This window comes from Streptomyces shenzhenensis, assembly GCF_003688995.1.
Classification (GTDB): domain Bacteria; phylum Actinomycetota; class Actinomycetes; order Streptomycetales; family Streptomycetaceae; genus Streptomyces; species Streptomyces shenzhenensis_A.
This window is the reverse complement of sequence record NZ_PENI01000039.1, coordinates 76,680-87,744: the sequence shown is the minus strand read 5'-3', so window position 1 is coordinate 87,744 and position 11,065 is coordinate 76,680. Positions and strand designations below refer to the sequence as shown.

Genomic DNA, 11,065 nt, shown 5'->3' with positions numbered 1-11,065 from the left:
CCTGGGAGGCCAACCGGCTCGTCGCCAAGGGAAAGATCCACCCGACGCTCTCCAGGGTCTACGCCCTCCACGACACCGGGCAGGCCGCCCACGACGTGCACCGCAACACCCACCAGGGCAAGGTCGGTGTCCTCTGCCTGGCCCCCGAAGAAGGCCTCGGCATACACGACGAGGAACTACGCGCCCAGCACATCGACGCCATCAACCGCTTCCGGAACGTGTGAGAGGCGCACATGAACGAGCGTCAGCCGCAGACACCGAGGGAACGGGACCGGCCATGGCTCATGCGGACCTACGCCGGTCACTCCACGGCCGAGGCGTCCAACGAGCTGTACCGGCGCAACCTCGCCAAGGGCCAGACCGGCCTGTCCGTCGCGTTCGACCTGCCGACGCAGACCGGCTACGACCCCGACCACATCCTCGCCCGCGGCGAGGTCGGCCGGGTCGGCGTCCCGGTGGCCCACCTCGGTGACATGCGCCGCCTTTTCCAGGACATCCCCCTGGAGCGGATGAACACCTCGATGACGATCAACGCCACCGCCATGTGGCTGCTGGCGCTCTACCAGGTCGTCGCCGAGGAGCAGGGCGCGGACATCACCGAGCTCCAGGGCACGACCCAGAACGACATCGTCAAGGAGTACCTGTCCCGCGGGACGCACGTCTTCCCGCCGGGGCCCTCGCTCCGGCTGACGACGGACATGATCGCGTACACGGTCTCGCACATCCCGAAGTGGAACCCGATCAACATCTGCAGCTACCACCTCCAGGAGGCCGGGGCCACGCCGGTGCAGGAGATCGCGTACGCCATGTCCACGGCGATCGCCGTCCTCGACGCCGTGCGCGACTCCGGGCAGGTGCCGCGGGAGCGCATGGGCGATGTGGTGGCCCGCATCTCCTTCTTCGTGAACGCGGGCGTCCGCTTCGTCGAGGAGATGTGCAAGATGCGGGCGTTCGGCCGGATCTGGGACCGCATCACCCGTGAGCGGTACGGCATCGAGGACCCGAAGCAGCGGCGCTTCCGGTACGGCGTCCAGGTCAACTCCCTGGGTCTGACGGAGGCCCAGCCCGAGAACAACGTCCAGCGGATCGTGCTCGAAATGCTGGCGGTGACCCTCTCCAAGGACGCACGCGCGCGTGCCGTGCAGCTGCCCGCCTGGAACGAGGCGCTCGGCCTGCCCCGGCCCTGGGACCAGCAGTGGTCGCTGCGCATCCAGCAGGTCCTCGCGCACGAGAGCGATCTGCTGGAGTACGACGACATCTTCGAGGGCTCGCACGTCGTCGAGGCGAAGGTCGCGCGGCTCGTCGAGGAGTCCCGCGCGGAGATCGACCGGATCCAGGAGATGGGCGGCGCGCTGGCCGCCGTCGAGTCCGGCTATCTGAAGTCGCGGCTCGTGGCGTCCCACGCCGAGCGCCGGGCCCGTATCGAGTCCGGCGAGGAGAAGATCGTCGGCGTCAACATCTTCGAGACGACCGAGCCCAACCCGCTCACGGCCGACCTGGACTCCGCGATCCAGACGGTCGACCCGGCGGTCGAGGACCGGGTCGTCGACGCCCTGCGGCACTGGCGCGACACCCGCTACCAGCCGCCGTTCAACCACCCGCGCCCGTGCAAGGCGCTGGAGCGGCTGAAGGAGGCCGCCAAGGGCACCGACAACCTCATGGAGGCCACCCTGGAGTGCGCCCGCGCGGGCGTGACGACCGGCGAGTGGGCCGGGGCCCTGCGCGAGGTGTTCGGCGAGTTCCGGGCGCCGACCGGGGTCTCGTCCGCGCCCGTGGCGGTGGCCGCCGAGGAGGGCTCGGCGCTGGCCGGCGTCCGCGCCAAGGTGGCCGCCACCGCCCGCGACCTGGGCACCGGCAAGCTGCGCTTCCTCGTCGGCAAGCCCGGCCTCGACGGGCACTCCAACGGCGCCGAGCAGATCGCCGTGCGCGCCAGGGACGCCGGGTTCGAGGTGGTCTACCAGGGCATCCGGCTCACCCCTGAGCAGATCGTGGACGCGGCCCTCGCCGAGGACGTGCACGCGGTCGGCCTGTCCATCCTCTCCGGCTCGCACGCCCGGCTGGTGCCGGACGTGCTGGAGCGGCTGCGCGAGGCCGGCGCGGCCGACATCCCGGTGATCGCCGGCGGGATCATTCCGAACGGCGACGCCGAGCAGCTCAGAGCCGCTGGAGTGGCCGCGGTCTTCACCCCGAAGGACTTCGACATCACCGGGATCATCGGCCGTATCGTCGACGAGATCCGCAAAGCCAACAAGCTCGACCCCCTGGAGGTCCCCGCATGACAGTCAACCGTCTTCGTCCGCGGCGCTCCTGCCTGGCCGTACCGGGAAGCAACCCCCGCTTCCTGGAGAAGGCCCAGGGGCTCCCGGCCGACCAGGTCTTCCTTGACCTGGAGGACGCGTGCGCGCCGCTCGCCAAACCGGAGGCGCGGCACACCATCGTCAAGTTCCTCAACGAGGGCGACTGGACGGGCAAGACGCGGGTCGTGCGGGTCAACGACTGGACGACCGAGTGGACGTACCGGGACGTCGTGACGGTGGTCGAGGGCGCCGGCCCGAACCTGGACTGCATCATGCTGCCGAAGGTGCAGAACGCCGAGCAGGTCGTGGCGCTGGACCTGCTGCTCACCCAGATCGAGAAGACCATGGGCTTCGAGGTCGGCCGGATCGGCATCGAGGCGCAGATCGAGAACGCCCAGGGCCTCAACCACGTCAACGAGATCGCCGCGGCCAGTCCGCGCATCGAGACGATCGTCTTCGGCCCCGCCGACTTCATGGCGTCGATCAATATGAAGTCCCTGGTCGTGGGCGAGCAGCCGCCCGGCTACCCGGCGGACGCCTACCACTACATCCTGATGAAGATCCTGATGGCGGCCCGGGCCCATGACCTCCAGGCGATCGACGGCCCCTACCTGCAGATCCGCAACGTGGACGGCTTCCGCGAGGTGGCCGGCCGCGCCGCCGCCCTCGGCTTCGACGGCAAGTGGGTGCTGCACCCCGGCCAGGTCGACGCCGCCAACGAGGTCTTCTCGCCCTCCCAGGAGGACTACGACCACGCCGAGCTGATCCTGGACGCGTACGAGCACTACACGTCCGAGGCGGGCGGCAGGAAGGGCTCCGCGATGCTCGGCGACGAGATGATCGACGAGGCGAGCCGCAAGATGGCGCTCGTCGTCGCCGGCAAGGGCCGGGCCGCCGGCCTGCGGCGCACCAGCACCTTCGAGATCCCGGAGGCCTGACGACGATGCAGTTCGGACGCATCTACGAGGAGTTCGAGGTCGGCGCGGTGTACAAGCACTGGCCGGGCAAGACGGTCACCGAGTACGACGACCACCTCTTCTGCCTCCTCACCATGAACCATCACCCGCTCCACCTGGACGCCAACTATGCGGAGCGGACGACGGACTTCGGGAAGAACGTCGTCGTGGGCAACTACATCTACTCCCTGCTGCTCGGCATGTCGGTACCCGACGTGTCCGGCAAGGCGATCGCCAACCTGGAGATCGAGTCGCTCCGGCACGTGGCGCCGACCTTCCACGGCGACACGATCTACGGCGAGACAACCGTGCTCGACAAGTGGCCGTCCCGGTCGAAGAACGACCGGGGCATCGTGCACGTCGAGACCAAGGGCTACAAGCAGGACGGCACCCTCGTGTGCGTCTTCCGCCGCAAGGTGATGGTGCCGACCGAGACGTACATCAAGGAGCGCGGCGGAGAGCAGCCGGGCCGCCCCGAGCCGAACGCACCTTCGGAGAAGACGGAGAAGTGATGGCGCGCCTCGCCCAGACCGCCGGTCTGACGGACATCCAGCAGGAGATCGTCTCCACCGTCCGCGACTTCGTGGACAAGGAGATCCTCCCGGTCGCGACCGAGCTGGAGCACCGCGACGAGTATCCGCAGCAGATCGTGGACGGCCTCAAGGAGCTGGGCCTGTTCGGTCTGATGATCCCCGAGGAGTACGGGGGTCTGGGCGAGTCGCTGCTGACGTACGCCCTGTGCGTGGAGGAGATCGCCCGCGGCTGGATGTCGGTGTCCGGCATCATCAACACGCACTTCATCGTGGCGTACATGCTCAAGCAGCACGGTACGCAGGAGCAGAAGGACCACTTCCTGCCGAGGATGGCGACCGGCGACGTCCGGGGCGCCTTCTCGATGTCGGAGCCGGGTCTCGGCTCGGACGTCTCGGCGATCACGTCCAAGGCGGTCAGGGACGGCGACGAGTACGTGCTGACCGGCCAGAAGATGTGGCTGACGAACGGCGGCACGTCGTCCCTGGTGGCCGTTCTCGTACGCAGTGACGAAGGGCACTCCCCCGCGGAGACGGCCGCCGCCCCGCACAGGTCGATGACGACGTTCCTGGTGGCGAAGGAGCCCGGGTTCGGCGAGGTCCGCCCCGGTCTGACGATCCCCGGCAAGATCGAGAAGATGGGCTACAAGGGCGTCGACACCACCGAGCTGATCATGGACGGGCTGCGGGTTCCGGCCGATCGGGTGCTCGGCGGTGTCACCGGCCGAGGTTTTTACCAAATGATGGACGGGGTGGAGGTCGGCCGCGTGAACGTGGCGGCGCGGGGCTGTGGCGTCGCCCGGCGCGCCTTCGAACTCGGGATCGCCTACGCCCAGCAGCGGCACACCTTCGGCAAGCCGATCGCACACCACCAGGCCATCCAGTTCAAGCTGGCGGAGATGGCCACGAAGGTCGAGGCCGCGCATGCCATGATGGTGAACGCGGCCCGCAAAAAGGACTCGGGCGAACGAAACGACCTGGAGGCGGGGATGGCGAAGTACCTCGCGGCCGAGTACTGCAAGGAGGTCGTGGAGGACTCCTTCCGCATCCACGGCGGCTACGGCTTCTCCAAGGAGTACGAGATCGAGCGGCTCTACCGGGAGGCCCCGATGCTGCTGATCGGTGAGGGCACCGCCGAAATCCAGAAAATGATCATCGGGCGCAGGCTGCTCGAAGAGTATCGATTCCAGGGCTGATTGTCCGGGTACGGGGCGTTTTCTTCGAGAAGAAGATCACACCCCGTACGCGGTCTTCGGCCGCCGACTCGGCTTCCTGGCTTGCCCAGTTGTGGCCCGCGCCCGGTACGATCCCGGAAAGCCGCCGTCCCCCCGATCGAAGCGCGGCATCATCCGCTACGAAGGTCATCCATGCCCCACAGCCAAACCTCTGCACCACGAGACAGCCTGGTCGGCGTACGCCTCGCGCGCGGAGCATCGCCGTGGCTCCTCCCGACCGTCGCCACCGCAGCCCTCAGCCTGGCCCGCGCCCGCCGCTCCGGCGCCGCCAAGGCCGTGGCCGTGCCCGCCACCGCTCTCGCGGCGGGCATGCTCTGGTTCTTCCGCGACCCCGAACGCGAGATCGCCACGGGCCGGGTCATCTCGCCCGCCGACGGTGTGGTGCAGAGCATCATGCCGTGGAAGGACGGGCGCACCCGCGTCGCGATCTTCATGAGCCCGCTCAACGTCCACGTGAACCGCGCACCGCTCTCCGGCACGGTCACGTCGGTCGAGCACGTCCCCGGAGGCTTCGTTCCCGCCTTCAACAAGGAGAGCGAGAACAACGAGCGCGTAGTCTGGCATTTCGACACCGAACTCGGCGACATCGAGATGATCCAGATCGCCGGCGCGGTGGCCCGCCGCATCGTCCCCTATGTCCCGCAGGGCACAAAGGTCGAGCAGGGCGACCGGATCGGTCTGATCCGCTTCGGCTCGCGTGTCGATCTCTATCTGCCCGAGGGCGTGGAGGTCGCGGTCGAGGTCGGTCAGAAGACCGTGGCTGGGGTGACTCGCATTGACCGTGATTGATCCGGAGACACAGACGGGCTGGGTGCCTGAGACCGACGAGGCCGACGAAGAGGAGGAGATGCCTCTCTCCCTCCGCCTCTCGATAGCGGACACCCTCACGCTCGGCAATGCCACCTGCGGCTTCATGGCGGTGTACTTCACCACCACCGGCATCCTGATCCCGCACCTCACCGGCAGCCAGGAATCCGGCATGGCCCGCCACAGCGCGGCCACGGCGGTCATCCTGATGCTCTGCGCCGCCGTCTTCGACCTGTTCGACGGCCTGGTGGCGCGCAAGCTCCGCAGCTCCCCGATGGGCGCGGAGCTGGACAACCTCTCCGACCTGATCAGCTTCGGCCTGGCGCCCGCGTACTTCGTCCTCGTGTACGGCATGGTCGCGGACGACGCGCACCAGCGGATGGCGGCGCTCGGCGCGATCGTCGTCCTGCTCGCCGTGGTGCTGCGGCTGGCCCGCTTCTCCTGCGTGACGCCGACGAACGGGATGTTCCAGGGCATGCCGAGTCCCTTCGGCGCGCTGACCGTCGTCTCCATCGTGCTGCTTGAGCTGCCCTTCGTGGCGACGCTCCTCGCCATCCTCGGCACCGCCTGGCTGATGGTGAGCCGGGTCGAGTACCCGAAGCCGCGCGGCCGGCTCGCCGTGGCGATGCTGTCCTGGATCGTGCTGTCGATGGGCCTGCTGGCCGCCTGGGCGTTCGACGCCCCCAGCGGCCAGCTGCTGCTCCAGACCGGCTGCGCGCTCCAGCTCGTCATGGGCGCGGTCATCCCGCTGTTCGCCACGGCCCGCCGGGTGAACAACTTCCGGGACAACCGCCGCGAGGCACGCGCGGCCCAGCTGCCGTAGCCGTAGCCGGACCAAGTCCGAGGCCCCGAACCCAGGAGGACGGTTCGGGGCCTCGGTCTTGGTCCGCCGCCGCTGCCCGGCCGTTCAGGCCGTTCCGGCGGTTCAGGCCAGGAAGTCGTGCGCGATCCGGGTGGCGACCCGCTCCAGGATCGGTCCCGCGTCCGCGATGCACCGGGCCACGTCCGGCTCGACCGCCGTCAGCGGGTACGCCCGCCGGATCCCCGCCGCGTCCAGCGCCTGCGGCGACAGCGCCAGCCTGCCGCACACCGCGACGACCTCCTTGCCCGCCGCGCGGGCCGCCGCGGCGACCCCCGCCGGGGCCTTGCCGTGCAGGGTCTGCGCGTCCAGGGAGCCCTCCCCGGTGATCACCAGCGTGGCCCGCTCCAGCGCGGCGGCAAAGCCCAGCACGTCCAGCATGACCTCGATACCGGGCCGGAACCGCGCCCCCAGGAGCAGCGCCCCGTACCCGATGCCACCCGCGGCACCCGCCCCGGGCGCCGCCGCGAACCCGGCCGCCCGCGGCCCGGCCGCGGCCTCCAGCACCTTCGCGTAGTGCGCCAGCGCGGCGTCCAGCGTCACCACGTCGTCCGGCGACGCCCCCTTCTGCCGCCCGTACACCGCGGACGCGCCCTTCGGGCCGGTCAGCGGATTGTCCACATCGCTCGCCAGCACCAGTTCGACCTCGGCGAGCCGCGGGTCGAGACCGGACAGATCGGCCCGCGCCAGCTCGGCCAGCCCGCCGCCGCCCGGCGCCACCGGTTCGCCGTCCCCGTCCAGGAACCGCGCGCCCAGCGCGGACAGCATCCCGGCCCCGCCGTCGGTCGTCGCACTGCCGCCCACGCCGAACACGATGGTCCGGGCGCCCGCGTCCAGCGCGGCCCGCAGCAGCTCCCCGGAGCCGTACGTGGACGCCGTCAGCGGCGCGAAGACTCCGGCCGGCAGCCGCTGCAGGCCGCTGGCCTCCGCCATCTCCACGACCGCGGTGTCATCGCGCAGCGCGAACGCCGCCGTCACCTCCCGGCCGAGCGGCCCGGCGACCCGCGCCATCCGCCGCTCGAAGCCGGCCGCGACCGCCGCGGCCACCGTCCCGTCGCCGCCGTCGGCCACGGGCAGCGCCGCCACCTCCAGCTCCGGCACGACCCGGCGCAGTCCGGCCGTCACCCGCTCGGCGACCTGCACGGCCGTCAGCGAGCCCTTGAACTTGTCCGCGGCGACGAGCACCCGTCGGGTCCCGTCCACTGCAGCGTCCGCCACCTTCCCCACCCCTTGCTCTCCGGGCCCGCGCACGTCAGGGCCAGTCGCGCCGCTGTGACCTTAGCCGCAGGGCGGCCCGGCCGTCATGCCCAGGACCGCGGCGCGAACGCCATGTGCGGACCGCCGGAATCGGGTAGACCGATGCCATGACCCCTGTGGGCACCGCACTGCCACTCGCCGACCGCGTCCTCGGCGGCTGGCTCGGCCGGATCGCCGGCAACATGCTCGGCAAGCCGGTCGAGCGGGGCGATCTGTGGACGCGTGACCGCATCGACCGCTATCTGCGGCGCGCGGACGCGCTGCCGCTCACCGACTACCTCCCCGAGCCCGCCGACGAGCACGACCGCGTCGCGCTGCGCCCGGAGTGGCCGAACTGCGTGCGCGGTCGCATCCACGGCAGCTGCCGCGACGACGACGTCGACTACGCGATCCTCGGGCTGCACCTGCTGGAGACCCACGGCTTCGGCTTCAGCACCGCACAGGTCGGCGAGATGTGGCTGCTCACGCTGCCGTATCTGCAGACGTTCACCGCGGAACGGGCGGCCTACCGCAATCTCACGGACGGGATGAAGCCGCCGCTGACGGCGACGTACGACAACCCGTACCAGGAGTGGATCGGCGCGCTCATCCGCGCCGACATCCACGGCTGGACCAACCCGGGCGCCCCGCGCCGGGCCGCCTCGCTGGCCCGCCGGGACGCCGTGCTGTCGCACACCGGGAACGGGGTGTACGGCGCGATGTGGGCGGCCGCGCTGATCTCGGCGGCCTTCACGGCGCCCACCGTGCGGCACGCCGTCGACAGCGCGCTCACCGTGATCCCGGCGGGCAGCCGGCTGGCCCGCACGGTGCGCCGGGTCGTCTCGCTCCACGAGACCCGCATGACCTGGGAGGACACCCTGGCCACGGTGTCGCAGGAGACCGCGGGGCTCGGCTGGATCCACACGGTCCCGAACGTCGCCGTGCTCACCGCCGGACTCCTGTACGGCGACGGCGACTTCACCCGCACCGTCGCGCTCACCGTCCGCGGCGGCCTGGACACCGACTCCAACGGCGCGACCGCCGGTTCGGTGGCGGGCGTCCTGACCGGTGCGGCGGCCGTCCCGGACCGCTGGAAGGACCCGCTGGAGGACACGGTCCGCAGCGCGGTGTTCGGCTTCGACGGGGCGAGCATCACCGACCTCGCCGAACGCACCCTCCGGCTGGTTACGCTTCGGGAATGACCACCACTCAAGACTTCGCCACGTACATCGCAGGCCTTCCCCGGGTGCTCGCCGGGGCCGCCGCCCTGTTCCGGGACGCCGAGGGACGGGTGCTGCTCGTCGAGCCCAACTACCGTCCGGGCTGGGCGCTTCCGGGCGGCACGGTCGAGTCCGACGACGGCGAGACGCCGCGCCAGGGTGCGCGCCGGGAGACGGCCGAGGAGATCGGCCTGGACGTCGCGCTCGGCCGGCTGCTCGCCGTGGACTGGGTACACGGCACGGGACGGCCGCCGCTGGTCGCCTACCTCTACGACGGCGGCGTCCTGTCCGCGGACGACCTCGGTTCGATCCGGCTCCAGGAGGAGGAGTTGCTGTCCTGGCGACTGGTCCCCCGCGAGGAACTGGCCGACCACCTGCCCGGAGCCCTGGGCCGCCGCGTCCTGGCCGCACTGGACGTCCTCGCGAACGACAAGACCACAGCAGAACTAGAAAACGGCCACCAAGCAACCTGACACCACCCAGCGTGCCGAGCCGATGCCCGTCGGAGCGTGACGGGCTGCCGTGGCCAGCAAACGGCACGGCAAAGGGGCGCGGGGAACTGCGCGACCAGCCAGGCATACGGCACGTGTGAAGGGACGGCGCCTCAGAGGGGCGCGGGGAACTGCGCGATCAGCCACGACGCACCCGCAGCCGCCCACCGGCACGGCACCCCACGGCGGGCTGCCACGTTCAGCACAGCCATGTTGTCAGTCCGGGGCGAACTCCAGAGGAAGATGGCGGGGACCGCGAAGCATGGCGTTGGCCCGGTAAGGGGGCGGGTCCTGCAGCAGGGTCGCGGTGCCGAGACGGGAGATGAGCGCGCCCAGAGCGATCTGGGCCTCGATGCGGGCGAGCGGTCCGCCGAAGCAGAGATGGACGCCGCTGCCGAAGCCGAGGTGCTCGTTGTCCGAACGGGTGGGGTCGAACCGGTCCGGGTCGGGGAAGCGCGCGGGGTCCCGGTTGCCCGATGCCATCGCGAGCACCACCGGGGCACCCTTGGGCAGCGTGCTGCCCGCGATGTCCACGTCGGCGAGCGGATACCGCTCCCGCATGTGGACCGGAGGCTCGTAGCGCAGGAGTTCCTCCACCGCACGCGGCAGCAGCCCCGGTTCGCGGCGCAGCACGTCCAGTTGGTCGGGCCGGCGCAGCAGGGTGAGGACCCCGTTGGTGATCAGGTTGACGGTGGTCTCGTGTCCGGCGATGAGCAACAGCACGGCGGTCGACGCCAGTTCGTCGGGGGTCAGCCGCTGGGTGGGGTCCGGTTCGTTGACGAAGGCGGACAGCAGGTCGCCGGTCGGCCGGCCGCGCCGCTGGTCGGCGAGGTCGAGCAGGTAGTGGCCCATCTCCTGCCGGGCCTGCATGGCCGCCTTGTCCTGCTGGTGCGTGTCCTCGCCGGGTCCGATGTCGGCGGCGGCGACGATCACATCGGTCCACTCCCGGAACATCGGCTCGTCCTTCCGCGGGACGCCGAGCAGCCGGCAGATGACTGTGACGGGCAGCGGGTAGGCGAAGTCGTCGACGATGTCGACCCGTTCGCGGCCTCGGAGCGATTCGATCAGTTCCGCGGTGATCCGGTTGATCTCACCGCGCAGGGAGTCGACCCGGGCGGGGCTGTGCGGCGGGCCGAACGGCCGCATGGCGAGGGTGCGCAGCCTGTGGTGCTCGGGGTCGTCGAGCCGCAGGAACGGCGGCTTCGGCAGCTCGCCCGCCGGCTCGGGCGACGGGGTGGTGCGGCTGCGCGGGTCCGCGCTGATCCGCGGGTCGTGGAGCAGGGCGAGGATCTCGTGGTAGGTGCCGACCAGATGGCTGCCGTCCGCCTGTCGCACCACGGGACCGGCCTCCCGCAGCTCGGCGTAGAGCGGCCAGGGGTCGGGGCGGTTGGTGTAGTCGGTGATCCGCTCCAGCAGGGTCTCGGCGGTCATGGC

10 protein-coding genes and 1 pseudogene are annotated in these 11,065 nt (G+C 70.7%); 9 read left to right on the top strand and 2 right to left on the bottom strand.

Features of this window, described 5'->3' with window-relative positions:
• The 7 genes and pseudogenes from CTZ28_RS39315 to pssA all read left to right on the top strand — a co-directional run.
• A pseudogene (locus tag CTZ28_RS39315) lies at window positions 1–224 on the top strand (crotonyl-CoA carboxylase/reductase); the annotation flags it as partial.
• 9 nt (window positions 225–233) lie between these two features.
• Window positions 234–2,279 (top strand): protein meaA, encoded by a 2,046-nt coding sequence (locus CTZ28_RS39310; RefSeq protein ID WP_121894558.1) that lies wholly within the window; start codon window positions 234–236, stop codon window positions 2,277–2,279.
• Window positions 2,276–3,235: an HpcH/HpaI aldolase/citrate lyase family protein gene (locus CTZ28_RS39305; protein ID WP_121894557.1), complete on the top strand. Its 960-nt coding sequence runs from the start codon at window positions 2,276–2,278 to the stop codon at window positions 3,233–3,235. Before CTZ28_RS39310 ends, CTZ28_RS39305 begins: the two co-directional genes overlap by 4 nt.
• 5 nt (window positions 3,236–3,240) lie before the next feature.
• Window positions 3,241–3,765, top strand: coding sequence for a MaoC family dehydratase (locus CTZ28_RS39300; RefSeq protein ID WP_121894556.1), 525 nt, complete (start codon window positions 3,241–3,243; stop codon window positions 3,763–3,765).
• The gene (locus tag CTZ28_RS39295; protein WP_121894555.1) at window positions 3,765–4,979 is read left to right on the top strand and encodes an acyl-CoA dehydrogenase family protein; all 1,215 of its coding nucleotides are present in this window, start codon (window positions 3,765–3,767) and stop codon (window positions 4,977–4,979) included. Before CTZ28_RS39300 ends, CTZ28_RS39295 begins: the two co-directional genes overlap by 1 nt.
• Window positions 4,980–5,150: 171 nt before the next feature.
• On the top strand, window positions 5,151–5,807 hold the full coding sequence (locus tag CTZ28_RS39290; protein ID WP_121894554.1) for a phosphatidylserine decarboxylase: 657 nt from the start codon (window positions 5,151–5,153) through the stop codon (window positions 5,805–5,807).
• A gap of 22 nt (window positions 5,808–5,829) precedes the next feature.
• Entirely contained in the window at window positions 5,830–6,648 is an 819-nt protein-coding gene (gene pssA / locus CTZ28_RS39285; protein WP_121894553.1) for a CDP-diacylglycerol--serine O-phosphatidyltransferase, read from the top strand.
• A 102-nt stretch (window positions 6,649–6,750) separates the two neighbouring features.
• Here pssA and CTZ28_RS39280 read toward each other — a convergent pair whose 3' ends face one another.
• The gene (locus CTZ28_RS39280) at window positions 6,751–7,887 is read right to left on the bottom strand and encodes a glycerate kinase (RefSeq protein WP_121894552.1); all 1,137 of its coding nucleotides are present in this window, start codon (window positions 7,885–7,887) and stop codon (window positions 6,751–6,753) included.
• 161 nt (window positions 7,888–8,048) lie between these two features.
• Between CTZ28_RS39280 and CTZ28_RS39275 the strand changes: the two genes are divergently transcribed.
• Both CTZ28_RS39275 and CTZ28_RS39270 read left to right on the top strand, forming a co-directional pair.
• On the top strand, window positions 8,049–9,122 hold the full coding sequence (locus CTZ28_RS39275) for an ADP-ribosylglycohydrolase family protein (RefSeq protein ID WP_121894551.1): 1,074 nt from the start codon (window positions 8,049–8,051) through the stop codon (window positions 9,120–9,122).
• A complete protein-coding gene (locus tag CTZ28_RS39270; protein ID WP_121894550.1) occupies window positions 9,119–9,613 on the top strand; it encodes an NUDIX domain-containing protein in 495 nt (164 codons plus the stop codon). The genes CTZ28_RS39275 and CTZ28_RS39270 overlap by 4 nt, the downstream gene beginning before the upstream one ends.
• A gap of 234 nt (window positions 9,614–9,847) precedes the next feature.
• Here the strand turns inward: CTZ28_RS39270 and CTZ28_RS39265 are convergent, their stop codons facing one another.
• Window positions 9,848–11,062, bottom strand: a complete 1,215-nt coding sequence (locus CTZ28_RS39265) for a cytochrome P450 (protein WP_121894549.1) — start codon at window positions 11,060–11,062, stop codon at window positions 9,848–9,850.
• Between the last annotated feature and the right edge of the window lie 3 nt (window positions 11,063–11,065).

What these genes read in the sequence shown, in the direction of transcription:
- CTZ28_RS39295 (WP_121894555.1), top strand. Translation starts at nt 3,765, where the DNA reads ATGGCGCGCCTCGCCCAGACCGCCGGTCTGACGGACATCCAGCAGGAG.
- CTZ28_RS39310 (WP_121894558.1), top strand. Translation starts at nt 234, where the DNA reads ATGAACGAGCGTCAGCCGCAGACACCGAGGGAACGGGACCGGCCATGG.
- CTZ28_RS39265 (WP_121894549.1), bottom strand. Translation starts at nt 11,062, where the DNA reads ATGACCGCCGAGACCCTGCTGGAGCGGATCACCGACTACACCAACCGC.
- CTZ28_RS39300 (WP_121894556.1), top strand. Translation starts at nt 3,241, where the DNA reads ATGCAGTTCGGACGCATCTACGAGGAGTTCGAGGTCGGCGCGGTGTAC.
- CTZ28_RS39290 (WP_121894554.1), top strand. Translation starts at nt 5,151, where the DNA reads ATGCCCCACAGCCAAACCTCTGCACCACGAGACAGCCTGGTCGGCGTA.
- CTZ28_RS39305 (WP_121894557.1), top strand. Translation starts at nt 2,276, where the DNA reads ATGACAGTCAACCGTCTTCGTCCGCGGCGCTCCTGCCTGGCCGTACCG.
- CTZ28_RS39270 (WP_121894550.1), top strand. Translation starts at nt 9,119, where the DNA reads ATGACCACCACTCAAGACTTCGCCACGTACATCGCAGGCCTTCCCCGG.
- CTZ28_RS39275 (WP_121894551.1), top strand. Translation starts at nt 8,049, where the DNA reads ATGACCCCTGTGGGCACCGCACTGCCACTCGCCGACCGCGTCCTCGGC.